Origin of the sequence: Naasia sp., from assembly GCF_025465545.1 — a bacterium.
In the GTDB taxonomy this organism is placed as follows: Bacteria; Actinomycetota; Actinomycetes; order Actinomycetales; family Microbacteriaceae; genus Naasia.
This window is the reverse complement of sequence record NZ_JAODMK010000026.1, coordinates 1-26,021: the sequence shown is the minus strand read 5'-3', so window position 1 is coordinate 26,021 and position 26,021 is coordinate 1. Positions and strand designations below refer to the sequence as shown.

Here is a 26,021-nt window from a genome sequence, read left to right as displayed (position 1 = left end):
GGCGCGGCCGAGCACTGGGGCCTCCGGATAGCCCTCGCTCGCGAGGACAACGCCCACCGCGGCGTCGGACGAGAACCGCGGCCACTCCCGTCCGCCGAGCTCGCCGCTCGCCGCCGCGAACAGCAGCCGGCCGAGGGGGTCCTGCAGCCGGGGCAGCACCACCTGGGTCTCCGGATCACCGAACCGCGCGTTGAACTCGATCACCCGGATGTCCGTGCCGTCGAGGATGAGACCGCAGTAGAGCAGGCCGATGAAGGGCGTGTCCTCGGAGTCGAGCTGGCGCACGACCGGCAGTGCGACGGTGTCGAGCACCCGCTGCACGAAGGCCCGCTCGTCGCCGAACGCGTCGTCGAGCCAGGGCAGCGGCGAGTACGCGCCCATGCCTCCGGTGTTCGGTCCGGCGTCGCCATCGCCCAGCCGCTTGTAGTCCTGGGCGGGGGCGAGCGGGAGCACATGCGAGCCGTCGGCGAGGAAGAAGAGCGACACCTCCTGTCCGGTGAGGTGCTCCTCGATAAGCACCGAGCCCTCCTCGAGGTAGCGCTCGGCGTGCTCGAGCGCCGCCGCCCGGTCCTCCGTCACGAGCACGCCCTTGCCGGCGGCGAGGCCGTCCGCCTTCACCACGTGGGGTGCGCCCAGCTCGTCGATCGCGGCGACGGCCTCCGCGTAGGTGGCGGCGCGGATCGCCCGCCCGGTGGGAACGCCCGCCTCACCCATCACCCGCTTGGCGAAGGTCTTGCTGCCCTCCAGCCGCGCCGCCGCGCGTCCGGGCCCGAACACGGGCACACCGCGTTCCCGCAGTGCGTCGGCGACGCCCGCCACGAGCGGCGCCTCGGGCCCGATCACGACCAGGTCGACGGGGTTGTCCGCCACCCAGGAGGCCACCGCCTCGGGATCGGTGATGTCGCCGAAGCGAAGGCAGCGGGCCACCGTGGCGATGCCGTCGTTGCCGGGCGAGACGATCACCTCGTGCCCGTCCGGATCGGCCAGGAGGGCATCGACGATGGCGTGCTCTCGCGCGCCGGAACCGAGGACGAGGATCCGCACGACTCCAGGCTAGCGGGGTGAGTCGTCCCGGACCCGACCGTGGGGGGTGCGCGGAACGGCTACCGTGGAAGCGTGGCACGGGCGAGGATCAGCGCGGAGGTCGGCGAGCCGGCCGTGCTCGCCGCGCTCGCCCCGGAGCCCGACCGCTCCAGCATCGCGACCGCCGTGCGGTACACCCTGCAGCTCCTCGCCGAGCGCGCCGAGGGGAACACGGTGGAGGTGCGCGTGCCGCCGTTCGGAGCGGTGCAGTGCATCCCCGGTCCCCGGCACACCCGCGGCACACCGCCGAACGTCGTGGAGACCGATCCGGCGACGTGGCTCGCGCTCGCCGCAGGCAGCCTCACCTGGAGCGAAGCGATGGCCGGCGCCCGAGTGCACGCGTCGGGCACCCGCGCCGACCTCGAGGGCTTCGTGCCGCTGCCCCCCGTCGCGGCCCTGGGGAGGGCGGAATGACCGGTCCCGAGGCTCCGCGCGCAGGGCGCGATGAGGTGCACGTGCGCCGTGCGCCGCGCATCCTCAGCTTCCTGCTCACCGGCGCCGCGCTGGGCGCGGTCGTCGCGCTCCTGCTCACGCTGGCGTTCCCCGCGAACGGCGAGTTCCCGGCCAGCCAGGTCTTCGGCTTCCTGCTGCTGATCTGCGCCATCGCGGGAGGCGCCCTCGGCGCGGTCGTCGCGCTCGTGCTCGATCGGGTGCTGTCCCGGCGCACCCGCGTGCTGTCTGCCGAGCACGAGGTCACGGTGGAGCCCGACCGGCCGTAGACCGCGCAGCCCGCGGGCCGAGGTCAGCTGAGCTGCGTCGCCTCGACCCAGCGGAGGTACTCCTCGGTGACCGTGCCGGTGATGTAGCGGCCGTCGAAGCAGCTCTTCTCCAGGTCGGTCACGCTCGAGCCCTGCAGGATGGCGGACTGCATGTCCGCCACCTCCTGGTAGATGAGGTGGTCGGCGGCGATCTCCTGGGCGATCTCGGGGATCTTGCGGTCGTAGGCCACCAGCTCCCGCCGTGACGGCATGTTGATGCCGTACACGTGGGGGAAGCGGACCGGGGGAGCGGCGGAGGTGAAGGTCACCTTGTTGGCGCCCGCGAGGCGCGCCATGTCCACGATCTCCTTCGAGGTGGTGCCGCGCACGATGGAGTCGTCGACGATCAGCACGTTCTTGCCCCGGAACTCGCTGCCCATGGCGTTGAGCTTCTGCCGCACCGACTTCTTGCGCTCGGACTGCCCGGGCATGATGAACGTGCGACCGACGTAGCGGTTCTTGTAGAAGCCCTCTCGGTACTCGATACCGAGCTTCCGCGCCACCTGCATCGCAGCCGGCCGGGAGGAGTCGGGGATGGGCATGACCACGTCGATGTCGCCGAGCGGGGTGTACTTCGCCACCGTGTCGGCGAGGCGATCACCCAGCCGGAGTCGCGCCTCGTAGACCGAGATGCCGTTCATGACGGAGTCCGGCCGGGCCAGATAGACGTACTCGAAGGCGCAGGGAACCAGTGATGGGGCCGCCGCGACCTGCCGGGTGTGCAGCTCGCCGCTCATGGTGATGAAGACCGCCTCGCCGGGATCCACGTCGCGGACGACCTCGTAGCCCTGGCTCTCCAGCGCCACCGTCTCCGAGGCGACGATCCACTCGAACCCCACGAAGCCGAGCGGACGGCGCCCGAGCACGAGCGGCCGGATGCCGTACGGGTCGCGGAAGGCGAGCAGCCCGTGACCGGCGATGAGGGCGATCGTCGCGTAGGAGCCCTCCACGCGCTCGTGGACCCGCGACACGGCCGTGAACACCTGGTCCAGGTCGAGGTCGGACCCGGAGATCTGGGTCTGCAGCTCGGTTGCCAGGATGTTGATGAGCAGCTCGGTGTCGGACGACGTGTTGAGGTGCCGCCGGTCGATGCGGTACAGCTCGTCGGTGAGCTCCCGGGTGTTGGTGAGGTTGCCGTTGTGCACCAGGACGATGCCGTAAGGCGCGTTCACGTAGAAGGGCTGGGTCTCCTCCTCGTTGGCCGCCGTGCCCTGGGTGGCATAGCGCACGTGGCCGAGGCCCATCGTGCCCGGGAGCGACCGCATGTCGCGCGTGCGGTAGGCCTCACGCACCTGACCGCGGGCCTTGACCATGTGCAGCGTGCTGCCCTCGGTGGTGGCGATGCCGGTCGAGTCCTGCCCACGGTGCTGCAGCAGAAGCAGGCTGTCATAGACGAGCTGATTGACCGGTCTGGACGAGACGACGCCGACGATGCCACACATTCCGGGCAGGGCTCCAGACCATAGAGTTGGGGGCTTACCGAGCAAGTCTGCCATGCCGCCAGGGGGATCGAGTCGTGAGCAACAAATACGCCGAGGCGGGCGTCGACACCTCGGCCGGCGATCTGGCCGTCGAGTTGATGAAGTCGGCCGTCTCCCGGACGCATGGTCCGGAGGTCCTCGGCGGCGTCGGAGGCTTCGCGGGACTGTTCGACGTGTCGTTCCTCCGCGACTTCCGGCGTCCCCTGCTCGCCTCCTCCACCGACGGCGTCGGCACCAAGGTCGCGATCGCGCAGGCCCTCGACAAGCACGACACGATCGGGCAGGACCTGGTGGGGATGGTCGTCGACGACATCGTTGTCGTCGGCGCCCGGCCGCTCTTCCTCACCGACTACATCGCCTGCGGCAAGGTGGTGCCGGAGCGGATCGCGGACATCGTGGCCGGCATCGCGCGCGCCTGCGCCGAGACCGGCACCGCCCTCGTTGGCGGCGAGACCGCGGAGCACCCGGGGCTCCTCGGCCCCGACGACTACGACGTCGCCGGCGCCGCGGTGGGCGCGGTCGAGGCCGATGCGGTGCTCGGGCCGGAACGGGTCCGTGACGGCGATGTCGTGCTCGCCCTCGCCTCGAGCGGTCTGCACAGCAATGGCTTCTCGCTGGTGCGGCACATCCTGGCCGAGCGGAGCATCGGCTACACCGACTCGCTGGCCGAGCTCGGCCCGGTGGGGGAGGCGCTGCTCGAGCCGACCCGCCTCTACACGAGCCCGCTGCTCCGCCTGCTGGGGGACGCCCGGCTCGGCCCGGGCGTGCACGCTCTCAGCCATGTGACGGGGGGCGGCATCGCTGCGAACCTGGCGCGAGTGCTGCCGCAGGGCGCCTGGACGGAGTTGGAGCGCTCGTCGTGGTCGCCTGCGCCGGTCTTCCGCATCCTGGCCGACCTGCACGGCATGCCCCTGGAGGCGGCCGAGGGCACCTGGAACCTGGGGATCGGCATGATCGCGGTCGTGAGCGCGGAGATCGCGGACGAGGCGATCACCGCCTTGACCGGGGACGGGATCCCGACCTGGCGCGCCGGCATCGTCTCGACGAGCGCACGCGACCTCGCCGCCTTCGAGCAGAATGCGAAGGGCGTCCAGGGTGGGGCAGTCCGCCTGACCGGCGACTATCCCCGATAGGCAGCGCGCAGCGGCGCAGATCCCTGATCGCCGCTCGTGGCGTCAGCGGGGATCTCAGACGGCAGAGCGCCCCTGAGTCCCGTCGTCCTCGACGTACTCAGCCCATTTGTCCAGATCCGGCACCCGCTGGTCGTCGAGGTGGTCGTGTCCGGTGAGTTCACGTTCGAGCGCGTCGTAGTTGGTGTCCGGGCTGAAGTACTTCAACTCCCGAGCAACCTTGGTGTGCTTAGCTTTTTGACGGCCGCGCCCCATATGCGTGACCCCCTCACCATTCTTCGCCGGCCATGCAGATGCGCGGCGGTACTCAACAGGGTTGTGAAAACTCGCCGCTACTTTAGCACGGGGCGAATGAGGCACGATGGGTGTGGGGGGTGCCGCGATCTGCGCCTCGCGGAGGGAGGTCACGTGCCGGACGAATCCGCTTCCGTCGTGGTCATCGGGGCCGGTCAGGCCGGGCTTTCGGTGGCGTATTACCTGCAGCGCCTGGGGATGCGCGCGGGCAGCGACTTTCTCGTGCTGGATCGTGGTCCGCTGGCAGGCGGCGCCTGGCAGAACCGCTGGGAGTCCCTGCGCCTCGGCTCGGCGCACCGGGTGCACGATCTCCCGAACATGAAGGCGCTGGATCTCAGCTTCGATTCGGCCGACCGGTCGCGCCCGGCTCGCGATGTGGTGGTGGAGTACTACGCCCGCTACGAGGAGTTCTTCGATCTGCGGGTGCGCCGGCCATCTCAGGTGACGGCGGTCTTCGACCGAGGGGCGGATCTGGTGCTGCGCTCCACGACCGGCGACATCGTGGCGCAGGCGGTGGTGAACGCGACGGGGACCTGGGGGGCGCCGTTCGTGCCGTACTACCCGGGCCTCCAGCAGTTCCGCGGTCAGCAGGTGCACACGGCCACCTATTCGGCGGCGGAGGACTTCCGCGGGCAGCGAGTGCTGGTGGTGGGCGGCGGCACGTCGGCGATCGGCTTCCTGCTCGAGCTGGAGGGGGTCGCGCAGAAGACGTTCTGGGCCACCCGGCGGCCGGTGGACTATATGGACCACGGCACGCTGAGCCTGGAGGACGCCGTCACGGCGGTCGCGGCGCAGGACGCCGCCGCGCGCTCCGGACGCGCCCTGCCGAGCATCGTGAGCGGGACCGGTGTGCCGAAGACGCGGCGGATCGCGGCCGGCATCGCGCGCGGCGTTCTCGACGCCAGGCCGATGTTCTCGCGGCTGGAGGAGGACGCGGTCGTGTGGCCCGACGGCTCCCGCGAGCCCATCGACGCGATCGTCTGGGCGACCGGCTTCCGACCTGATGTGCGGCATCTGAGCCCGCTGCACCTGCACGAGAAGGAGGGCGGCATCGTGGTGGCGACCGGTGCGGCCGAGCGCGACCCGCGCATATTCTTCGCGGGCTATGGACCGACGGCGAGCACGGTCGGGGCGAATCGCGCGGGCCGAGTCGTGGCCCGCCAGGTGTTCGCTGCGATCGGCAACCGGCTCCCGCAGCCTGCACCGGAGCCCCTGCCCGAGCCCGCGCTTCAGCCGGGGCCGCAGTCCGCTCCCCGTCAGGGGCGTCAGGCGCCGGCGGAGTCCGGCCTGCCGCCGCAGCCGGCGCGCGCCCGTGGCAGCTTCCGTCCTGCCACGGGCGAGGTGCCCGTCTCGAATCGCCGCGAGGAGGAGAAGGACGCGGTGTCGATCCTCGCCCGGTTCTTCGCCGACGACTGAGGGTTCCTATGTAGTGACAAAAGTACATAATTGCCGTGGAGGGTCGGAGTCGATCGGCCACCGGAGCAGACGGAGCGTGCAGCGTGGCGGCAATCCGGCGAGTGAGTGATCTTCGGGCTGCCGTCGTCGGCACCGGCTTCATCGGCCGCGTTCACGTGGAGGCCATCCGCCGGCTCGGCGCCCAGGTCGTCGGCCTGCTCGGCTCTGCCCCTGGCCGCGCGCAGCCGGTCGCCGACGAGCTCGGGGTGCCGAGGGTGTACCGGGACCTCGCGGAGCTGCTCGGTGACGACGCGGTGGACGTCGTGCACATCGCCTCTCCCAATCACGCGCACTTCGATCAGGCCAAGCAGGCGCTCCTCGCGGGCAAGCACGTGGTGTGCGAGAAGCCGCTGGCGATGAGCTCGGCCGAGACCGCCGAACTCGCCGGGCTGGCCCGTGCCAGCGGGCGAGTCGCGGCGGTCAACTACAACGCACGCTTCTACCCGCAGGTCACGGAGGCGCGGTCGCGAGTGCTGCGCGGCGACCTCGGCGACCTCCGCCTCATCACGGGCTCCTACCGCCAGGACTGGCTGGCCGAGAGCACCGACTGGAACTGGCGCATCGAGAGCGAGGCGGGCGGGCCGCTCCGCTCGGTTGCCGACATCGGCTCGCACCTGCTCGACACTCTCTCCTTCGTGACCGGAGCACGAGTCACCCACGTGATGGCCGACCTGATGACGTTTCTGCCCGTCCGGCAGCGTCCGACCGGTCCGGTCGAGACCTTCGCGAGCACGAGCGGCGCGCCCACCGAACCGGTCGAGATTCGCACCGACGATGCCGCCGCCCTGCTCGTGCGCTTCGAGAACGGCGCCCGGGGCGCGCTCGTGATCTCGCAGGTCAGCATGGGACACAAGAACTCGGTCGAGTTCGAGATCGCCGGCTCGTCGAGCGCTCTCGCCTGGAGCAGCGAGAGCGCCGAGCAGCTCTGGCTGGGGCATCGCCACGAGCCGAACCAGCTCCTGGCGCGGGATCCCTCGCTGCTGTCGCCCGCCGCCGCCTCGGTGGCCTTCCTGCCGGGCGGGCACAACGAGGGGTTCGCCAGCAGCTTCAAGGGCCTCCACCGCGCGGTGTACGAGTCCGTGGTGGCCCAGTCCGGCGCCGGGACGGCCCCTCAGGTCCCCTTCGCCAGCTTCGACGACGGCCATCAGGACGCGCTCATCATGGACGCGATCCTCGCGAGCGCACACTCCGGGTCGTGGACGGCGGTCGAGGCCGCCTCCCCGTCCGCCCCTTCCCGTCCAGCAGAAAGCGACAACCGATGAAGCTCGGCCTGCTCACCGCCGCATTCCCCACCCTTTCCCTGGACGAGGTCGCCGACTGGGCGGGCGGGAATGGCTTCCAGGCCCTGGAAGTGGCGGTCTGGCCGGCCGCGTCCGGGCCTTCCCGCCGGTACGCGGGCACATCGCACATCGATGTGGAGAGCCTCGACCAGGGTGAGGCGAACCGCGTGGTCGACTCGCTCCAGGCTCGCGGCCTGGAGATCTCCGCTCTCGCCTACTACCCGAATCCCCTCGACCCGGACGAGGCGGCCGCCGCGGCGGCCCGAGAGCATCTGCGCCGGGTGATCCGAGCGGCCGAGCTGCTGGGCGTGGAGGTCGTGGGGACGTTCGTCGGCCGGGACAAGGGGAAGCCGGTGGATGCGAACCTCGAGCAGTTCGGGAAGGTGTGGCCGGACCTCGTGCATTTCGCCGCGGACCACGGGCGCAAGATCGCGATCGAGAACTGCCCGATGATCTTCAGCGGCGATGAGTGGCCGGGCGGCAACAACCTCGCGTATTCGCCGAGCATCTGGCGGCAGATGTTCGAGATCCTCCCCGACGCGAACTTCGGGCTGAACCTCGACCCCTCCCACCTGGTGTGGCAGTTCATCGACGCGCCCCGGGTGGTGCGCGAGTTCGGCAGCCGGATCTTCCACGTGCACGCCAAGGATCTCGAGATCGATGCGGACGGGCTGTACGAGCACGGCGCTCTGAGCCTCGGCGTCGGCTGGCAGATTCCCCGGATCTGCGGCCTCGGCCAAGTGGACTGGAATGCGTTCCTCGGGGCGCTCTACCGCGTGGGCTACGACGGAGTGCTGTCCGTCGAGCATGAGGACCGAGCGTTCGAGGGCTCCGTCGGTGCGGTGCGGCGCGGTTTCGAGATCGCGCGCGACAACCTCCGGCCCCTCGTGCACTGAACCCGGGCGCCGGTCAGGTCGCCCGTGCGGCATCCTCCGCGAGGCAGAGGGCGCCGACCAGCGTCGCCGTCTCCCCCAGGGTCGCCGGCACGATCGTGACCCGCTCGGCGATGTAGGGGACTCCGACGCGGGCGAGCTCCCGGCGAGCCGGGGTGAGCAGCCGCTCTCCCGCCGCCGAGACGCCCCCCGCCACGGCGACCACCTCCGGCCAGAGCAGAGCGCTCCAACTCGCCACCGCTCGCCCGAGGGCGACGCCCGCGCGGTCAAGGATTGCGGCCGCGTCCTCGCGCCCCTGCTCCGCGGCGACCGTCAGGTCCTCGCCTGTGCGCAGACCGATGACCCGGGCCTCCCGGGCAAGCGCCCAGCCCGAGGCCACGGCCTCGAGGCAGCCGCGCCCGCCGCACGAGCAGCGCGGCCCGTCCGGCTCCACCAGCACGTGACCGGCATCACCGAGGCACCCGAAGGCCGTGTCCACCACGCGGCCGCCGCGGGTCGCCGCCGCGTTCGCGCCCGTGCCGAGCGCGACGCAGAGGAAGGAGTCCACTCCGAGCCCGACGCCGTGGCGTGATTCCCCCACGACCGCCGCGGCGAGATCGGGAACGAGCAGGGGCTCGGAGCGGCCGAGCTCCGTGGCCATCAGCGCGGCGAGCCGGACTCCGGTCAGGGCGGGGATGGACGGGCAGTCGAGGAGGGTGCCGTCGGGCTTCACGAACGTGGGCAGCGCGACGGCGACGGTCGCAGCGCCCCCCGGGTCGACGGCGGCGAGGAGCCCGCCGGCGGCCTCGATGAACTCGGCGAGCGTCGTCGCCGCGCTGACCGGAGCCCGAATCGCCGCCGCCGCGTCGCCGCTCTCGGCCGCGCGCATCGAGCTCCCGCCCACGTCCAACCCCACTGCGCGCAGCTCAGTCATCGCTTCCCCCGGACCGGATGAGGCTCGCCCGGAACTGGTAGCGGTCGCCCCGATAGATCATCTCGCCAAGCTCGACGATCCGTCCGTCGGCGTCGAAGCTCCGGGTGCTCGTGGTCAGCAGCGGTGCGCCGATCGCCACGTCGAGGTGGGCTGCGGAGCCCTCGTCAGCCGCGACTGCCCGCACGGTGTAGTCGGCGCGCTTCGGCCCGCAGCCGAGCCCCTCCATCGTCGAATAGAGAGAGGCGGTGGAGAAGTCGACGCCGTCGATGCCGGGCACCCGTTCCGCCGGAAGCCTGCTGTGGTCGATCGAGACGGGCAGCGCATCGAGCATGCGCACGCGGCGGAGCTCGAACACCGGCGCCCCTGGTGCGATGAGGAGAAGATCTGCTTCGTCCAGCGAGGCGCCACGGATCCGCAGATCGAGCACGCGCGCAGTCGCCGTCAATCCCCGCTCGGCCCCCATCTGGGAGAAGCTCATCAGCGAGTTGGCGGACTCTCCCAGCACCCGATTGGTCACGAAGTTGCCGCGTCCCGGCTTCGACTCGATCAGTCCCGCCGACGCGAGCTCGGCCAGCGCCCGACGGATCGTCACCCTGCTCACGTCGAACCGCTCGGCGAGTTCGCGCTCGCCCGGCAGGCGGTCGCCGTGCCTCAAGGCGCCTCCCCGCACGTCCGCGCTGATGGCGGCGACGACCTGCAGGTAGAGCGCGGACGGGGCCGCGAGCAGAGCCATGGAAAGACCATACCAGCACGCACCATTGCCAGACCGGAACAATACCAGTAGCGTGCTGCAGGTGTCGACCGACTCCGTGCCGCAGCTCTCAGGAAGCCGGCTGTGGGCTGATGCCCTCGGCATGCCCCAGACACTGCGCGAGGTCATCGAGCGCTTCGGCTCGCCGGGAGGCGAATCGGCCGTTGGCATCGCCAGAGGGGCGCGGCGCCTCGTGCCAACGGGCAACGGCGCGGCCTTCTACTCGGCGCTCGCGCTCGAGTCCGCCGCGCGGAGCGCGCCGTCTCCGGCCATGGACGTCGTCGCGGTACCGGCCGGCATCATCGCGGCGGGCGGCTTCACCTGGCGGGAGGGCGACGTCCCGATCATCTTCTCGACGTCAGGCGAGCTGCGGGACCTGGTCGCGGCAGTGCACGCCCGCCGGATGCCGGAGGAGTGGATCGCGATCACCGCGACCCCCGACTCCACCCTCGGCTCGGCGGCGACCGCCCGTGTGGACGTGCCGGTGCGCTCCCAGGTGGCCGTGACCCACACACAGTCCTATGTCGCGAACGTGCTGACGGGGTACCTGCTCTGGCAGGCGGTGGCCGAACGCCCGCTCGACGTCGACACGGCGACGCTCGCGGACCGGATGGACACGGAACTGGCCGTGGCGTCAGCGTGGGCGCCGACGGTGCTGGGGGACATCGGGAACCGCCGGACCGGAATCGCGTTCGCCGCCGGCGCCGGCTGGTCGGCCGCCCTGCAGACCGCGCTCGTGTTCAAGGAGGTCGCCGGGCTCACCATAGAGGGGCTGGAGGCCCGGGAGGCGGCGACGACAGGCATGTACGCCCTCGACGCCGAATCGCTCGTGCTCTCGCACGCGCGCGAGGATCTCGGCACAGAGGCCGAGCGCATCTGCGGGGGCCGCGGGGCGGCCGTGCTGCGCCTGCCCCTCGGGGAGGCGACGGCCCTCGAACTCCCCATTCTCGGCTTCCCGGCCGCTCTTGCGCTGAGCTCGGCGCTCGGCATCGCTCGCGGACGGAACATCGACAAGCCCGACTGGGTGGACGCCTACTACGGGACGGCGCGCACCTAGTGGATCCGGACCCCAGAAGGAGATCAGCGAAAGATGACTGAGCGCACCGTCAAGATCGGCATCGTCGGCTCGCAGTTCCAGGCCGACATCCACGCGGCCTCCATCGCGATGGGGAAGCACGGCGAGGTCGTCGCGGTCGCGTCGCCCACCGCCGGCAACGCCGCCGAGCTGGCCGCCCGCTACGGGATCCCGAAGGCGTTCACGGACTATCGGGAGATGCTGAAGGATCCCGAGATCGAGCTGATCACCATCACCGCTCCGAACAAGCTGCACTGCCAGATCACTGTCGACGCGGCGAACGCCGGCAAGAACGTCGTCGTCGAGAAGCCGATGGCCATGACTCTCGCCGAGTGCGACGAGATGATCGAGGCGTGCCGCCGCAACGGCGTCCACCTCTTCTACGCGGAGGAGCTGTTCTTCACTCCCAAGTACGTGAAGGCCAAGCAGATGGCGGATCAGGGTGCGTTCGGCAAGGTGTATCTCGTCAAGCAGTCCGAGATGCACTTCGGTCCGCACGCCGATTGGTTCTGGGACATCGACCGTTCCGGAGGCGGCGTGTTCATGGACATGGGATGCCATGGCCTGTCGTTCTGCCACTGGTTCCTCGGCCGGCCAGAGCCGCTGACCATCACGGCGCAGATGGGGACGTACGTGCACGGGGAGCGCACGCGGGGCGAGGATCACACCTTCGCGATCGTGGAGTTCGCCGGCGGAGCGGTGGGCCATGTGGAGGACAGCTGGGCACGACAGGGCGGGATGGACGATCGGGTCGAGGTCTACGGCGACCAGGGCCTGACCATCGCCAACCTGCACATGGGCAACGCCCTGCCGACGTTCTCGGCCACCGGCTTCGACTACGCCGTCGAGAAGGCGCCGACGACGGTGGGCTGGACCTACCCGGTGTTCGAGGAGCTCTGGAACTACGGCTTCCCCCAGGAGCTGGAGCACTTCTGTCGAGTGGTGCTGGGCAGGGAGGAGTCCGACGCGACAGGCGAGGACGGCCGGCTCGCCCTCCAGCTCCTGCTCGCGGGATACCACTCGGCGGGCACGGGGCGCCGCGTCGCGCTCCCGTTCGATGCGCCGGAGGTCGCCCGTCCCGTCGACCTGTGGCTCCATCCGCGAGCCGAATGAGCGGCCGCATCCGGCCAAGAAGGTCACGACCGTGACACGGTTTCCGGTCAAATGTCCGGACAACCGAACAGCCAGTATGGTGAAGTGACGGGCCTGTCCCGCCATCTCGTCCGGGCCCCCCGGGCCTCTGCAAAGGAGCAGCAATGAAGCAGTTCACGCGTACCAGGTCGGGCCGACTGCTCGCCCTGGGTGCACTCACCGCCACGTCCCTGATGGTCATCACCGGATGTGCTTCCGGCTCGAGCGGCGGCGGTTCGGGCGGCGGCGGTTCCAGCACCGGAACCGGCGGCTCCGAGGCCGCCGACTACGTCATCGGAGTGAGCAACACCCTCGCCGGCAACGGCTGGCGCGAAGAGATGATCTGTTCGGTCAAGGCGGAGGCGCTGGCCAGCGGCAAGGTCTCCAAGGTCATCGCGATCTCCAAGAACGGCGGACCGACCGAGCAGATCCAGGATCTGCAGAGCCTCATCTCGCAGGGTGTGAACGCGATCATCCTGAACCCGGCCGACCGCGAGAAGCTCAACCCGATCATCGCCGAGGCGGAGAAGAAGGGCATCGTGGTGGTCGCTGTCGACAGCCCGGTGACCGACCCGGACGCCTACATCGCGGTCAACGACCAGAAGGAGTGGGGCCGCATGAACGCGGAGTGGCTCTTCACGGCGATGGGCGGCAAGGGCAAGTTCCTCTACATGCGCGGCATCGAGGGAGTCCCGGCCGACACGGATCGTGACGCGGGCGTGCAGGAGGCGCTGAAGGACTTCCCGGACATCACCTACAAGGAGGTGTGGACCGGCTGGGACTACACCAAGGGCGGCGAGATCGCCGTGCAGGAGTTCTCCGCAGGCAAGTACCAGGGCGTCTGGACGAGCGGCACCGACTACACCGTGGTGAACGCCTTCGAGACCGCAGGCGTGGACCCGGTGCCTGTCACCGGCCAGGAGACGAACGCCTTCCTCGGCCAGCTGATCGATGGCGCTCCCGGCGCCTACATCACCAACCCGGCGATCATCGGCGGCGTCGGTGCGAACATCGCCATCCGGGCGCTCGCCGGGGAGACGGTCGACAAGCAGACCATCCTCACGCCCCGCGTGATCGACGCCAAGACCGGGATGGACGAGATGAAGGCCTCGTACGACCCCGACCAGGACGCGCTCTACAACGCGACGTTCCAGATCGAGGGTCAGACCACGTTCACGCCCGAGCAGCTGAAGAGCTGCAAGGGCCCGGGCGAGTGATCTGAGGCCGGGGTCCGAAACCCTTCGCTTCCCGTCCGAACGGATGCATCGGCTGCTGTCCCCCACACCGCGTGGGGGACAGCAGCCAACCCGCGTCGCTAGATCATCCGAGGAACCCATGGCACAACCCCTTCTGACCGCGACGGCGATCGCGAAGAGCTACGGCCCCGTGGTGGCGATCCGGTCGGCCGACCTCAGCGTCGCGCCCGGAGAGGCGCACGCCCTCCTGGGAGCGAACGGGGCCGGCAAGAGCACCTTCGTCAAGATCCTCACCGGAGTCATCCAGGCCTCGAGCGGCTCACTCGCTCTCGACGGCGCGCCTGTCCGGTTCTCCTCGCCGGAGCGGGCACGCCGCGCCGGGATCGCCTCGGTCTACCAGGACCCCTCTCTGCTTCCCGACCTCACTCTCCGCCAGAATCTCGTCCTCACACGCACGCCCATCGATCGCTTCACGGCGGCTCTCGACGAGATGGGGATGGCCGGTCTGGACCTCCGGGAGAACGCCGGGGACCTCCCGCTGCCCTTCCTGCGGATGATCGACCTGGCTCGCGCCCTCGCTCATGAGCCCCGCCTGCTGGTGCTCGACGAGATCACGGCGGCGCTGCCCACCGACCTGGCCCAGCGCGTGTTCGAAGTCATGCAGCGGCAGACCGCCGCCGGCGGCTCCGTCCTCTTCATCTCCCACCGCCTCGAGGAGGTGGTCACCCACTGCGACAAGTGCACCGTGTTCCGGGATGGACGCGATGTCGCGAGCTTCGTGCCCCGCGAGGGCGGGGAGGCGCGCATCGTCCAGTCCATGCTCGGCGAGGCAGCGGAGCTCGTGCGCGAAGAGGTGCGGCGGTCCCCGCGCGATCTCTCGGCGGTCGCCCCGCGGATCGAGGTGCGCGGGGTCGGAGCGGGCAGGCAGCTCGACGACGTCACCTTCGACGTGAAGCCCGGCGAGGTCGTCGGGGTGGTGGCGCTGGAGGGTCAAGGCCAGGACGTCCTGTTCGAGGCCCTCGCCGGCGACCGCAGGTTCGAATCGGGCGAGGTCCTGGTCGACGGCCGCCCCCTCTCCGCCTCCCACCCCGCGCACGCGATCGCCCGCGGAATCGCTCTGGTGCCCTCCGACCGCGCCCTCGCGCTCCTTCCCCAGCGCTCCATCGAGGAGAACCTCGGTCTCACCCTCTACCGGCGGCTCCGCTCGTGGGGCCCCATCCCGATGCGATCGGTCCGGGCGAAGACCCACGACGCGATCACCCGGATGTCGATCGACACGAGGGCCGCGGCACAGGCGAAGCGCCTGTCCGGCGGCAACCAGCAGAAGCTCACGATCGGCCGCTGGCTCACCGCCGGCTTCAGCACGCTGCTGCTCTTCGACCCCACCCGCGGCATCGACATCGGCACCAAGCACCAGATCTACGACCTCATCGCCGAACTGGCCGAGAGCGGTGCCGCCATCCTCATGTACACGAGCGAGCTCCGCGAGGTCGCTCTCGTCGCGGACCGCGTCGTCGTGCTCTACCGCGGCCGGATCGTCGCCGAGCTTCCCGCCGATGCCGGGGACGAAGCCCTGCTGTCGGCCGCGCACGGCCTCATCCCGGGCACGCCAGCAGTACCCGACTCCCAGGAGGCCGGACGATGACCGTGCTCACCCCCCTCCCGCGGCCCACCGGCGCGGCCACCCGGCTGCGCCGCAGGCACGGCTGGCTCGCCGGTGTTGTGGTGCTCCTCGCCGTGCTCTTCGTCGTCCGGATCGTGCAGATCCCGACCTTCGGCGGCTTCGAGCTGCGCACCATCATCGCGGGCAGCATGGCGCTCGCGTTCCTCGCCATGGCCCAGGGCGTCGTCGTCATCTCCGGCGGCATCAACATGTCGGTGGGGGCCCTGATGGTCTTCGCCAACTGCGTCTGCGCCAAGTTCATGCTGGGTCAGGATCTGCTGACCTGCGTGCTCATCGGCATCGCGGTGGTCGCCCTGTGCGCCGTGATCTCGGCCGTGATGGGCTACGTCATCACCGTGTCCGGGGTTCCGGACATCATCGTCACGCTCGCCATCAGCTTCGTCATCGCCGGATCGACCCTGGTCGTGCTGCCGGCGCCGGGCGGCGGCATCGCCGCGGATCTGCAGCCGCTGATCGTGGGAGGCTTCTCGGAGCCGCTGCCGGCCGTCATCTGGCTGACCCTGGCACTCGTGCTGATCTGGCTGCCGTTCAAGCGCTCCCGCTGGGGCATCGCCACCTATGCGATCGGGAGCCAGCGCGGTGCCGCCTACCTGTCCGGTGTCAGTGTGGCCGCGACCCGGATGCGCACCTACGCGCTCTCCGGGGTGTTCGTCGGCCTGGCCGGAATCGTCACGACCGCCTTCACGGGCAGCGGCGAGCCACGTGCATCCATCGGCCTCGCCGCACTGCTCAGCAGCGTCGCGGCGGTGGTGCTGGGCGGCGTCGCGCTGATCGGCGGAACCGGCGGGCTGCTCGGGCCCGTCCTCGCCGCGATGGTGCTGAGCCTCATCCCCGCGATCATGCTCGGCTTCGGCTGGGACCCGAATCTGTCGGAGATCGCGCGCGGCGTGATCCTCATCCTCGTCGTGATGCTCGGCGGGTACGTTCAGCTGAGGAGGCGCAGCGCATGACGGCAGCGACCATGGCCCCCACGGGGGAGAGCCGCGGACAGCGCACCGCCCGGATCATGGCGGAGAAGCCCGTGATCGCCCTCCTGGTCGTCCTGGCGATCCTCTACGTGATCACGGGAGTCCAGGACCCCACTCTCTTCGCGCCGCAGGGCATCCGTTCGGTGCTGCTGCTCGCCTGCCCCCTCGCGATCCTCGCCGCCGTGCAGACCGTGTGCATGCTCACCGGCGGGATCGACCTGTCCGCCGCCATGATCGCGAACTTCGCGGCCTACGTCTCGGCGAACAATGCGGGGCTCGGTCCGATCGCCTCGCTCGGCTTCGCGTTCCTGGTCGGCGGCGCGATCGGGCTCATCAACGGCATCGGCGTCGGGGTCTTCCGGGTCAATCCGCTGATCATGACCCTCGGCATGTCGAGCGTCCTGGTGGGCGTGATCACCGTGGGCATCGTGGGCGACGGATTCCTCTCCGGCTCCACGACCATCCTCTCGCTGGTCAAGTCGGTCGGCGGCGGCACCCTGTTCGGCCCGATCCCCCTCAACAGCATCGTGCTCGCCCTCGTCGCCGCGATCCTGATCCTCGGGCTCGGGCGGACCGGGCTCGGGCGCTCCATCTACGCGACCGGCGACAACGAGTCGGCCGGCCGACTTGCCGGCGTCCGCTCGTGGCAGGTGCTGATCGCCGTCTATGTGATCGCGGGGCTGCTCGCCGCGCTGGCGGGGCTGATGTTCTCCGGCATCAGCGGCTCGGTCGGTCCCGACCAGACCAACTCCTACCTGCTTCCCTCGGTGGCGGCGGCCGTCATCGGCGGCACGTCGATCCTCGGTGGGACAGGCGGCTTCGGCGGGACCATCGTCGGCGCACTGATCCTCACCGTCCTCAACCGGCTCCTGCTCGGACTGGAGACGAGCGACGCCGTGCGGCAGATCATCTACGGCGCGATCGTGCTCGCGCTGGCCTGGTTCTACGTCCGGGTGACGGGGCAGCGGGCGGACTGAACGGATCCGCATCGCGCGCAGCAACAGAGAGGGAATCGGATGGGCAAGACCTACCGGGTGGTGGGAGTCGGCTTCGACCACATGCACATCGGCGATGAGCTGGCCACCGCGATGGAGCACCCGCTCACCGATGTGGTGGGGGTACTCGACCGCTCCGAGGACCGGCCTCGGGCGGTGCTCGCCGACCTGCACCTGGACGTCCCCGTCGCGACGGAACTCGACCGGCTCCTCGAGGCGGAGCCGGACATCGCCTTCGTCTGCAGCACCACCGCCGAGCACGAGCAGTGGGTGGAGCGGCTCGCGGCCGCGGGGGTGCACATCATCCTCGAGAAGCCGATGGCCGACTCCCTCGAGGCGGCCGACCGCATGGTGGCCGCGGCCGAGCGGGCGGGCGTGGTCCTCGCCGTGAACTGGCCGCAGGCCTGGATCGCCTCGCACCGGACCGCGAAGCGGGTGGCTGCCGAGGGGACCATCGGGCGGATCGAGCAGGTCCACTACTACGGCGGGAACCGGGGCCCGCTCTATCACTCGCACGGCAAGATCGAGCTGACCCCGACGACGGCGGACAAGGCCGAGAGCTGGTGGTACTCGCGGGCGGCGGGCGGAGGCAGCCTCCGCGACTACTTCGGCTATGCGGCCACGCTCGGCACCTGGTACCGGGACGGGGAGATGCCGTGGGGTGTCACGGCCGCGGCCTGGGGGGCGGAGGGGCTCGAGGTGGACGAGCAGGCGGTGGTCATCGGCCACTACGACAGCGGTCTCTCGGTATCCCAGACGCGGTGGGGCACCTTCACCGACCCGTGGACGCAGCAGCCCCAGCCCTCCTGCGGCTTCGTGCTGAACGGCACAGAGGGCAGCATCAGCAGCTGGGACTACGACACCACGGTGACCGTCCACACGGCGGACGGCATCGCCACCGTGCCGGTGGACCAGCCCGCCCCGGAGGATCGCACGGCTCTTGCCAACCTCGTCGCGCACCTGCGCGACGGCCGCCCGCTCGACCCTCCTCTGACGGCAGGGATGTCGCGGGCCGGCCACGCGATCGTGGAGGCGGCCATCCGCAGCGTGGAGACCCACGCCCTCGTACGCCTCGCCGGCCAGCGGTGAGCGACGGGCGCCGGCGGGCCGGCTAGGCGAGGACCACGCAGGCGGGAGACCCTGTCGCCACCCGCTGCACCGGCTCTGGATCGAGCTGCCCGGTGGCCGGATCGGCGACCGCGAACACGGTCACCTCGTGGGAGCGCTGATTGGCCACGTACAGCCGCGCGCCGTGCAGTGCGAAGTGGCGGGGCCAGAGCCCCCCCGACGGCACCTCCTGCACCAGCGCCGGCGTGTCGCCGCGGTCCAGCGGCTCGAGGTCGAAGACGGCGATCGTGTCGCGGGCGCGGTTGGCGAGGTAGGCGACTCGGCCGTGCGGCGCCACCTCGAGATGCGACGGGTAGCTCTCGGTGCCGTCCTGGCCGAAGTGGGTGAGCACCGACCCCTCGTGCTTCAGCACTCCGCCCGCCCTGCGCAGGACGTGCAGCCGGGAGTCCAGCTCGCCACCCACGAGCAGCGCCCCGCGCGCCCAGGCCATGTGCCGCGGGCCCGAGCCGGGGGGCAGCGGGTGCTCTCCCAGGAGTTCCAGCGTTGACCCGGAGGAGCGGTACTCGAACAGCCGATCCCCGCCCAGATCGGCGACGAGCCAGGCGCCGCTCCCCGTCTCGGCCGGCACGAACTGGTGCGCGTGGGGCCCCTCCTGGCGCTCCGGCACAGGCCCGCGTCCGGGAGGGAACTCGATCACCTCGGCGGACCGGAGGGCGCCGAGGTCACCGATCCCCACGCTGGCGACGCTTCCCGAGCCGTAGTTGGTGACGAGCAGCCGCCCGCCGGCCGCGTCGTGCACGAGGTGGCACGGCTCCGCGCCTCCCGTCGGCACCGTCTGGAGCGCCGTGAGGCTTCCCCCGGAGCGCTCGAAGGCGGAGACCCCTCCGCGCAGCTCCTCATGGACCGCGAAGAGGCGATCGGGGGCGAGGGCCAGGAACGATGGGCTGGCCGCAGGCACGACCAGCGGGTCGCCGCTGAGCGCGCCGTCGTCGTCGAGACGATAGACCGCGATGCCGGTGCCGCGGCCCTCCTGCGTGCCCTCGGTGTAGCAGCCGAGGAAGAGATGCCGCGGGTTCGATCCCCGCACGGCGCCGGCCCTACCTCTCGACGACCGTGAGATGGAAGGAGTACAGGTCGGGCCGGTAGGAATGCAGACCGTACTCGACCGGGTGGCCCGAGTCGTCGTACAGCGTCCTCGCCATCGTGAGCAGAGGTGAGCCGGGCGGCACGTGGAGCAGCCCCGCTTCCTCCGCGGTGGCGGCGCGCGCGCCGATGGTCTGCTTCGCGACCCGCATCGTCGCCCCTCGCTCGCGCAGCAGCTGGTAGAGACCCGATTCGGTCAGCGCTTCCCGGCTGAGGTCGGCCAGTTCGGGGCTCAGGTGATTCGCCAGCAGGGCGAAGGGCACATCGTCCGCGTACCGCAGTCGCCGGATGTGCAGCACTTCGGTGCCGGGCTCGATGCCCAGCTGCTCCGCGGCTTCATCGCCTGCGGGGGTCAGCTCGTGCAGGAGGACGTCCGTCTTCGGTTGGCGGTTCCTCTTGACGAGGTCGTCGTGCAGGCTGGACAGCTCGACTTCCCGGGCGATCGGCCCCATCACCACCTGCGTGCCGACTCCGCGCCGCCGGACCAGGAGACCCTGGTCGACGAGTTCCTGGATCGCCCGTCGGATCGTCGGGCGGGACATGCCGAGGTCGTCGGCGAGCTTCACCTCGTTCTCGATCCGTGAGCCGGGCGGCAGGATGCCGCCGCGGATGGCGGCGCGCAGCTGCTCGGACACCTGGAAGTAGAGCGGTACGGGTCCGCCGCGGTCCAGGTTCCGGAACAGCTCGCGGGTGCTCACGGTCATCGTCGCGCCTTCCGGATTGTCAGGACAATGATACAAAAGCTGGTACTTTACCGGACACCAGAACCGGTCCAGGAGAGGATGCCCGAGTGTCTCACACAGGAGTGCTGATGCCGGCGGCGATGCTCGCCGTCCTCAAGGTCGGCCCCGGAGCGGAGGGCGTCGAGCTGGCATCGCTGCCCGTGCCTGCGGCTCTGCCGGGAACGGCTCTCGTGCAGGTGATCGCGACGGGCATCTGTGGGACCGACGTGCACATCGCGCACGACGAGTACGCCTACGAGGCGCCCGTCGTGATGGGGCACGAGATCCTCGGGACAGTGATCGAGGTCGGGGATGACGGTGACAGCGGGTGGCTGGGCGCCCGCGTGGCCTGCGAGACCTACTACTCCGCCTGCGAACGCTGCGACTGGTGCCGGGCCGGGCGCCGCAACCTCTGTCCGAATCGCCGCTCGCTCGGGTCCTTCGAGGACGGCGGCTTCGCGGCATTCGTGCGGGTGCCCGTGCTCAACCTGCACCGGCTGCCTGAGGGTCTCGGCGAACTCGACGGAGTGCTCGCGGAGCCGCTGGCGTGCGTCGCCCACTGCCTGCTCGACCCTGCTGTCGTGAGCGCAGGAGACGCCGTCCTCGTGACCGGTCCGGGGGCAATGGGACAGCTGGCGGCACAGGTGGCCAGGGCGGAGGGCGGGGATGTGCTCCTCACCGGCTTGCCGAAGGACGCCGAGCGGCTCGCGGTCGCCGAGAGCCTGGGCATCCGCACGACCACGGAGAGCGCGCCCGCCGAGGCGTTCGACGTGGTCATCGAATGCTCCGGCAGCGCTCCTGGGGCGGCCGCAGCGCTGCGCGCCGCCAAGCGCGGAGCGCGGTACGTTCAGGTCGGCATCTTCGGGCGGGATGTCTCCCTCCCGGTCGACCAGATCCTCTACAAGGAGCTCGTCGTCTCCAGTGGGTTCGCCTCCACGCCGGTGTCGTGGCGGCGGGCGATGCTCCTCCTCGAGCAGGGCCGCGTGCAGCTCGGGCCGCTCGTGACCCGGACCGTGCCCATCGAGGACTGGCAGCAGGCCTTCGCCGCCGCACAGGCGGGTGAGGGCATCAAGACCGCCGTGACTCAGGCCTAGCGAGGCCGGGCCGGTTCCAGGGCGTCTCCGCGATGCCGCGCACGCCCGCGTCCACGGCGTAGGCGCCGCCGGAGCCGGGGATGCGCTGCCGCTCCTCGTCGGACATGCCCTTCCAGGCGGTGGTGACGAAGAGGGTGCCGAGATCGGCGCCGCCGAAGGTGACGCTCGAGACGTTGAGCCCGGGGAGAGGGATCTCCCGCATCAGCTCACCCTCCGGGGAGTAGCGGGCCACCCGGGAACCGGACCAGATCGCGAGCCAGAGGCAGCCTTCGGCGTCCACGGTGAGCCCGTCGGGGTGCCCGTCCTGCACGGTGATGAGCGTGACCGGCTCGCCGACCTCGTCCCCCTCGAGCGGATAGGCGAGGACCCGCCGGGCGGCGGTGTCGTCGAAGTAGAGGGTGCAACCGTCGGGGCTGAAGGCCGGCCCGTTGCCCACCGCGAAGCCGGCGTCGATCACGCGGAGGTCGAAGCTGTCGGTGCCGGGCAGCGCGCGGTAGAGCGCGCCGAGCCCGCGGGTCTCGGCGTCGTCCGAGGTGCTCAGCCAGAGGCTGCCGTCCCGGTTCGTCTTGCCGTCATTCACGTGCACGCCGCGGGTGTGCTCGAGCGGTGACCCGACCAGCCGGGTCTCGCCCGTCGCGAGTTCCACGGCGTAGACGCCGTTCGGGTCCGTGGTGATGGCGCGGCCGGGCTCGGGAAGCGCGACGAGCGGGCCGAGCGGCGCATGCAGGCCGAGGGGGCGGGCCGACGGGCCCGCCGTCTCGCTCCAGGAGTGCAGCGTCGGCCGCAGCAGGTCGAGCCAGTAGAGAGTCTGGGTGTCTGCCGACCAGAGGGGGGACTCGCCCAGCTGGGCACGCTCGTCGCCCAGGCTGCGTACTGAGGTCTCGCTCGTCATCGGTCCGAGAGTAGGGGCGCCAGGAAGCTGCTGGTCAGCCCTTGCGCTCCGCGCGGGAGGTGCGCTTGTTCTTGGGGATCTGGCGCACGGTCTCGATGTCCGGGTCCTTCGGCCGCACGGCGTTGGCCGTGGCGGTCGCCGATCGCCTCGCCTCCGCGCTCGCCGGCTGCAGGGGCTGACGCGGCACCGGGCGAACCGGCTCGCCTCGGCGCTCCTGCCCGGGGATCGGCCGGCTGCGGCGGCCGTAGATGAGGTCGGAGGAGTCGAGCAGCCAGGGCACCAGGGCCACCGAGACGCCGTGCTGCAGCATCAGCTTCTGCCGGATGCGCCGCGCCTTGTGGTTGTGCAGGAGGTTCTCCCACCAGTGTCCGACGATGAAGATGGGCAGGTACACGGTGACGATCTCGCCGCCGTTGACCTCCTGGTGCTTGCGGATGTACTTGACCAGCGGCCAGCCGATGTCCCGGTAGGGGGAGCGCAGGATGCAGAGCGGGACCTTGATGTTCTGCTTGCGCCACTCCCGCTCGAGCCGGTCGGTGGCGTCGTCGTCGATGGAGATGTGCACCGCCTCGAGGCTCTCGTGCCGAGCGGCGATGGCGTAGTCGAGGGCCTTCAGCACCGGCTTCTGCATCCGGCCCACCAGCACGATGGCGTGGTCGCCCTGGGATCCGAAGGTGGTGACGGGGTCGACCTCGACCTCCTTCTCCACGTCCCGGTAGTAGCGGTTCACGCCGAGCATCAGAACGAACAGCACGGGCATGATGAGGAAGACGAGGTACGCCCCGTGGGTGAACTTGGTGATCGTCACGACCACCAGGACGATGGCGGTGAGCGCCGCGCCGAAGGCGTTGATGGAGAGCGACGAGAGGATCGATGCCACGTGCGCGCCGGGCCTGCGGAGCTCCCGCAGCCAGTGCCGCACCATGCCGCTCTGCCCCAGCGTGAACGACACGAACACGCCGATGATGTACAGCTGGATGAGCGCCGTCACGTTCGCCCGGTAGACCAGCAGGATGACCACGGCCGCGAGGGCCAGCGCCACCACTCCGTTGGAGAAGATGAGGCGGTCACCGCGGGTGTTGAGGGCCTTCGGCGCGTAGCCGTCCTTGGCGAGCACCGCACCGAGGAGGGGGAAGCCGTTGAACGCGGTGTTGGCGGCGAGGAGCAGGACGGCTGCGGTCGCCGCCTGGATGACATAGAACGCGATGGAGTTGTTGCCGAACACCGACGAGGCGATCTGGGCGATGAGGCTGCGTTGCGGCGCGGTCTCGCAGTCCTGGAAGCCCCGCAGGTTGCAGGGATCCTCCGCGTAGTGCACTCCCGAGATCAGCGCGAGGGTCACGAGGCCCGCGAACAGCACGATCGCGATGCCGCCCATCAGCACGAGCGTGGTCTGCGCGTTCTTGACCTTGGGTCGGCGGAAGGCGGGGACGCCGTTGGAGATCGCCTCCACGCCGGTGAGCGCCGAGCAGCCGCTGGAGAAGGCGCGCAGCAGCAGCAGGACGAAGGCCGCCTGGCTGACCTGTTCCGCACGAACGCTGAATTCCGCCGACTCCGCCACGGGTGCGTCCCCGGCGATCGTGCGGACGATCCCCACGACGACCATGAGGAACACGCTGGACACGAAGACGTAGGTGGGGATCGCGAAGGCCTTGCTCGACTCGCGGACGCCGCGGAGATTCACTGCCGCCAGCGCCAGCACGAAGATCACGGCGAGCTCGATCCGGATCGGGGCGAGCTGCGGGATCGCGGAGATGATGTTGTCCACGCCGCTGGCCACGGACACGGCCACGGTCATCACGTAGTCGACGAGGAGCGCGGAGCCGACCACGAGGCCCGCCTTCTCGCCGAGGTTCTTGCTCGCCACCTCGTAGTCGCCGCCGCCGGACGGGTACGCCTTGATCAGCTGCCGGTAGGAGGCGACCACCACGACCAGCAGCAGCACGACCGCCGCGGCCACCCACGGCGCGAAGCTGAGGAATGCGAGCCCGCCGATCAGCAGGATCATCAGCAGCTCCTGCGGCGCGTAGGCCACGGAGGAGAGCGGGTCGCTCGCGAAGATCGGCAGCGCCAGATGCTTGGGCAGGAGCTGGCCCTCGAGCTTGTCGCTCGGCAGCTTCTCGCCGACGAGCCACCGCTTGACGGAACTTCCCGTCTCGGCATCCTCGACAGGGGGCGGCTGAGTCACGGGGGACGATCGTACTCTCGGCGGGAGCACTGTCAAGGCACCCTTTCGGCCGGTCTTTTGCCCGGAATTCCGGGGAAGGCAGCCGTCCGGCGCCCCCGCTCGGGTCAGGGCAGGCGCGCGACGATCTCGGCCCGAACCTCGGTGAGCCGCTGTTCGAGGTGCGCGACCAGCTCGGCAGGGACCTCGCCCCGAGCGCTCGCGGCGCGGAGATCCCCGCGGAGCCGCTGGCGGAAGTCGGTGAGGGCGACATCGGCGTCGCGGAGGGCCCGTCCCGAGTCGCTCGGGCCGGACGAGGCCCGTCGCGGCTCCGCCTTGGCGGTGCTGGCCGCCGCCGCGAGTTCCGCGCGCAGGCTCCGCATGGCCTGATCGACTCCGGAGCGCACCTCGTCGGCGATGCGGCGCACCGAGTCGGTGAGCTCCTCCTCGATGGATCCCAGCTCCCCCCTGCGCCGGTCGAGCTCCTCGCGCCCGGCATCGGTGATCGAGTAGACGGTGCGGCGGCCGTCGGTGTCCCGGGCCACCAGGCCCTCCTCCTCGAGCTTGGCGAGGCGGGGATAGATGGTGCCGGCGCTGGGGGAGTAGGTGCCGCCGGAGCGCTCCTCGAGCGCCTGGATGAGCTCGTAGCCGTGGCGGGGGCGCTCCTCCAGCAGGGCGAGGAGGTACAGGCGGAAGCGGCCGTGCCCGAACACGGAGATCACGCCACTCCCTCCGTGCTCGGCACCGAGTGCACCACGATGATGTCGCCGGAGACCGAGTTGCAGCGCACATCGGTCCAGAGCCCGGAGAGGTCGCCCGACGTGACGTTCTGGCCGCGCCCGTGCAGTCCCCGGAACACCTGGTCGTCGAGCTGGGCCGTGCCGCTCACCGTGTTCACCGTGAAGCGTGCGGGAGCGCCGGCGGGCAGCCGGACCGTCGTGCGGCCGCTGACCGTGTTGGTCTCGACCCGCTCGGGCACGCCGGCCGTGTCGATGAAGACGTCCCCGGTGACGCCCTCGCAGGAGAAGGAGCGGAGATCGCCGCTCGCCGCGACCTCGCCCGAGACGGTGCGCACCGACACCCCGCCCCGGTGCCCACGCACGGAGAGAGCTCCGCTCACGCTGTTGAGCTCCACGTCGCCCTCGCTGGCGTCGAGCATCAGGTCGCCGGAGACGCTGTTGAGCCGGACGTCCGTGCGCATGCCGCTCACGAGTGCGTCAGCGCCGATCACTCCGAGGCGCACCGTCGCCGTGCGGGGGAGCAGGAGGCTCACCGTGGCGCTGGCCTTGCCGGCGTAGGAGCGGAACACGTCGAGGAAGTTGTCCCAGCGCAGCTGGGGGTGGTCGATCTCGAGCGACGTCCCCTCCAGCTTCACGAGGAGCTCCCGCCCGCTCACTCCCGAGACCTCGAGTCGTGCAGTGGGCTCGTCGGTGCCGATCACGTCGATCCGGCCCCCGATGAGGCTCACCTTGAGCGAGTGCACGACCGACAGGTCGAGCACCTTCGGCTCGGTGACGAGCCACTTCTCCTCGGCCATGGGCATTCCTCTCGGTCGCGATATATCGCGTTCTCGACGACACGTTATATCGTGTCTTCCCGGTCCGCAAGAGCGGAGCGAGGATGCCCGGCGGGCCGGCGCACGGACAGCGTCGGCGATAATCGCCAGGTGCATCTGCTGGCTCGCGCGAGCCTGACCAACCGCGCCCTCATCGCCCTCGTCACCATCGTTGCGGCCGTCTTCGGGGGCATCGCGCTCACCGCGCTCAAGCAGGAGCTGATCCCGTCGATCTCGTTCCCCCGGCTCGCTGTGGTGACCACCTATCAGGGGGCGTCGCCCGAGGTGGTGAACGG

The 26,021-nt window shown here is 70.5% G+C and carries 26 protein-coding genes; 15 read left to right on the top strand and 11 right to left on the bottom strand.

Annotated features, from left to right (window positions below):
- The coding region (gene purD, locus JWR33_RS08360; protein WP_297410998.1) for a phosphoribosylamine--glycine ligase at window positions 1-1,044 on the bottom strand (1,044 nt) is incomplete at its 3' end.
- 72 nt (window positions 1,045-1,116) lie between these two features.
- Here purD and JWR33_RS08355 point away from each other — a divergent pair.
- Both JWR33_RS08355 and JWR33_RS08350 read left to right on the top strand, forming a co-directional pair.
- Window positions 1,117-1,497, top strand: a complete 381-nt coding sequence (locus tag JWR33_RS08355; protein ID WP_297410996.1) for a sterol carrier family protein — start codon at window positions 1,117-1,119, stop codon at window positions 1,495-1,497.
- The gene (locus tag JWR33_RS08350) at window positions 1,494-1,802 is read left to right on the top strand and encodes a hypothetical protein (RefSeq protein WP_297410994.1); all 309 of its coding nucleotides are present in this window, start codon (window positions 1,494-1,496) and stop codon (window positions 1,800-1,802) included. Before JWR33_RS08355 ends, JWR33_RS08350 begins: the two co-directional genes overlap by 4 nt.
- Window positions 1,803-1,825: 23 nt before the next feature.
- Here JWR33_RS08350 and purF read toward each other — a convergent pair whose 3' ends face one another.
- A complete protein-coding gene (gene purF / locus JWR33_RS08345; protein ID WP_297410992.1) occupies window positions 1,826-3,283 on the bottom strand; it encodes an amidophosphoribosyltransferase in 1,458 nt (485 codons plus the stop codon).
- Between the two features lie 74 nt (window positions 3,284-3,357).
- Between purF and purM the strand changes: the two genes are divergently transcribed.
- Window positions 3,358-4,455: a phosphoribosylformylglycinamidine cyclo-ligase gene (purM, locus tag JWR33_RS08340; RefSeq protein ID WP_297410990.1), complete on the top strand. Its 1,098-nt coding sequence runs from the start codon at window positions 3,358-3,360 to the stop codon at window positions 4,453-4,455.
- Window positions 4,456-4,509: 54 nt separating this feature from the next.
- Here the strand turns inward: purM and JWR33_RS08335 are convergent, their stop codons facing one another.
- Window positions 4,510-4,707, bottom strand: coding sequence for a DUF3073 domain-containing protein (locus JWR33_RS08335; protein WP_297411000.1), 198 nt, complete (start codon window positions 4,705-4,707; stop codon window positions 4,510-4,512).
- A 153-nt stretch (window positions 4,708-4,860) separates the two neighbouring features.
- Between JWR33_RS08335 and JWR33_RS08330 the strand changes: the two genes are divergently transcribed.
- The 3 genes from JWR33_RS08330 (at window position 4,861) to JWR33_RS08320 (ending at window position 8,377) form a co-directional block, all read left to right on the top strand.
- Window positions 4,861-6,162 (top strand): FAD-dependent oxidoreductase, encoded by a 1,302-nt coding sequence (locus JWR33_RS08330; protein ID WP_297410988.1) that lies wholly within the window; start codon window positions 4,861-4,863, stop codon window positions 6,160-6,162.
- A 101-nt stretch (window positions 6,163-6,263) separates the two neighbouring features.
- The gene (locus JWR33_RS08325) at window positions 6,264-7,463 is read left to right on the top strand and encodes a Gfo/Idh/MocA family oxidoreductase (RefSeq protein WP_297410986.1); all 1,200 of its coding nucleotides are present in this window, start codon (window positions 6,264-6,266) and stop codon (window positions 7,461-7,463) included.
- Window positions 7,460-8,377, top strand: a complete 918-nt coding sequence (locus JWR33_RS08320) for a sugar phosphate isomerase/epimerase (protein WP_297410984.1) — start codon at window positions 7,460-7,462, stop codon at window positions 8,375-8,377. Before JWR33_RS08325 ends, JWR33_RS08320 begins: the two co-directional genes overlap by 4 nt.
- A gap of 13 nt (window positions 8,378-8,390) precedes the next feature.
- Here JWR33_RS08320 and JWR33_RS08315 read toward each other — a convergent pair whose 3' ends face one another.
- Both JWR33_RS08315 and JWR33_RS08310 read right to left on the bottom strand, forming a co-directional pair.
- The gene (locus JWR33_RS08315) at window positions 8,391-9,287 is read right to left on the bottom strand and encodes an ROK family protein (RefSeq protein WP_297410982.1); all 897 of its coding nucleotides are present in this window, start codon (window positions 9,285-9,287) and stop codon (window positions 8,391-8,393) included.
- Window positions 9,280-10,020 carry a GntR family transcriptional regulator gene (locus JWR33_RS08310; RefSeq protein ID WP_297410980.1) on the bottom strand — a complete coding sequence of 247 codons (741 nt, stop codon included), beginning with the start codon at window positions 10,018-10,020 and terminating at the stop codon, window positions 9,280-9,282. The genes JWR33_RS08315 and JWR33_RS08310 overlap by 8 nt, the downstream gene beginning before the upstream one ends.
- 61 nt (window positions 10,021-10,081) lie before the next feature.
- Between JWR33_RS08310 and JWR33_RS08305 the strand changes: the two genes are divergently transcribed.
- From JWR33_RS08305 to JWR33_RS08275, 7 genes are all read left to right on the top strand, one after another.
- Window positions 10,082-11,095, top strand: a complete 1,014-nt coding sequence (locus tag JWR33_RS08305) for an SIS domain-containing protein (RefSeq protein WP_297410978.1) — start codon at window positions 10,082-10,084, stop codon at window positions 11,093-11,095.
- A gap of 33 nt (window positions 11,096-11,128) precedes the next feature.
- Window positions 11,129-12,226 carry a Gfo/Idh/MocA family oxidoreductase gene (locus JWR33_RS08300; protein WP_297410976.1) on the top strand — a complete coding sequence of 366 codons (1,098 nt, stop codon included), beginning with the start codon at window positions 11,129-11,131 and terminating at the stop codon, window positions 12,224-12,226.
- A 143-nt stretch (window positions 12,227-12,369) separates the two neighbouring features.
- Window positions 12,370-13,461, top strand: coding sequence for a substrate-binding domain-containing protein (locus JWR33_RS08295; protein ID WP_297410974.1), 1,092 nt, complete (start codon window positions 12,370-12,372; stop codon window positions 13,459-13,461).
- Window positions 13,462-13,579: 118 nt separating this feature from the next.
- The gene (locus JWR33_RS08290) at window positions 13,580-15,085 is read left to right on the top strand and encodes a sugar ABC transporter ATP-binding protein (RefSeq protein WP_297410972.1); all 1,506 of its coding nucleotides are present in this window, start codon (window positions 13,580-13,582) and stop codon (window positions 15,083-15,085) included.
- The gene (locus tag JWR33_RS08285) at window positions 15,082-16,074 is read left to right on the top strand and encodes an ABC transporter permease (protein WP_297410969.1); all 993 of its coding nucleotides are present in this window, start codon (window positions 15,082-15,084) and stop codon (window positions 16,072-16,074) included. Before JWR33_RS08290 ends, JWR33_RS08285 begins: the two co-directional genes overlap by 4 nt.
- Window positions 16,071-17,069, top strand: coding sequence for an ABC transporter permease (locus JWR33_RS08280; protein WP_297410967.1), 999 nt, complete (start codon window positions 16,071-16,073; stop codon window positions 17,067-17,069). The genes JWR33_RS08285 and JWR33_RS08280 overlap by 4 nt, the downstream gene beginning before the upstream one ends.
- A gap of 39 nt (window positions 17,070-17,108) precedes the next feature.
- On the top strand, window positions 17,109-18,176 hold the full coding sequence (locus tag JWR33_RS08275; protein WP_297410965.1) for a Gfo/Idh/MocA family oxidoreductase: 1,068 nt from the start codon (window positions 17,109-17,111) through the stop codon (window positions 18,174-18,176).
- A 22-nt stretch (window positions 18,177-18,198) separates the two neighbouring features.
- Here JWR33_RS08275 and JWR33_RS08270 read toward each other — a convergent pair whose 3' ends face one another.
- Window positions 18,199-19,242 (bottom strand): beta-propeller fold lactonase family protein, encoded by a 1,044-nt coding sequence (locus JWR33_RS08270; RefSeq protein ID WP_297410962.1) that lies wholly within the window; start codon window positions 19,240-19,242, stop codon window positions 18,199-18,201.
- 10 nt (window positions 19,243-19,252) lie between these two features.
- The gene (locus JWR33_RS08265) at window positions 19,253-20,002 is read right to left on the bottom strand and encodes a GntR family transcriptional regulator (protein WP_297410960.1); all 750 of its coding nucleotides are present in this window, start codon (window positions 20,000-20,002) and stop codon (window positions 19,253-19,255) included.
- 86 nt (window positions 20,003-20,088) lie between these two features.
- Here JWR33_RS08265 and JWR33_RS08260 point away from each other — a divergent pair, with 86 nt between their 5' ends.
- The gene (locus tag JWR33_RS08260; RefSeq protein WP_297410958.1) at window positions 20,089-21,114 is read left to right on the top strand and encodes an alcohol dehydrogenase catalytic domain-containing protein; all 1,026 of its coding nucleotides are present in this window, start codon (window positions 20,089-20,091) and stop codon (window positions 21,112-21,114) included.
- Here JWR33_RS08260 and JWR33_RS08255 read toward each other — a convergent pair.
- From JWR33_RS08255 to JWR33_RS08240, 4 genes are all read right to left on the bottom strand, one after another.
- Window positions 21,089-22,006, bottom strand: coding sequence for an SMP-30/gluconolactonase/LRE family protein (locus JWR33_RS08255; protein ID WP_297410956.1), 918 nt, complete (start codon window positions 22,004-22,006; stop codon window positions 21,089-21,091). The genes JWR33_RS08260 and JWR33_RS08255 overlap by 26 nt on opposite strands.
- A 34-nt stretch (window positions 22,007-22,040) precedes the next feature.
- The gene (locus tag JWR33_RS08250) at window positions 22,041-24,194 is read right to left on the bottom strand and encodes an APC family permease (RefSeq protein WP_297410954.1); all 2,154 of its coding nucleotides are present in this window, start codon (window positions 24,192-24,194) and stop codon (window positions 22,041-22,043) included.
- 104 nt (window positions 24,195-24,298) lie between these two features.
- Window positions 24,299-24,892, bottom strand: coding sequence for a PadR family transcriptional regulator (locus JWR33_RS08245; RefSeq protein WP_297410952.1), 594 nt, complete (start codon window positions 24,890-24,892; stop codon window positions 24,299-24,301).
- Entirely contained in the window at window positions 24,889-25,707 is an 819-nt protein-coding gene (locus tag JWR33_RS08240; RefSeq protein WP_297410950.1) for a DUF4097 family beta strand repeat-containing protein, read from the bottom strand. Before JWR33_RS08240 ends, JWR33_RS08245 begins: the two co-directional genes overlap by 4 nt.
- 129 nt (window positions 25,708-25,836) lie before the next feature.
- On the opposite strand from JWR33_RS08240, the gene JWR33_RS08235 reads away from it, so the two are divergent.
- Window positions 25,837-26,021 (top strand): efflux RND transporter permease subunit (locus tag JWR33_RS08235; RefSeq protein WP_297410948.1); only part of this gene is annotated, 185 nt, incomplete at its 3' end.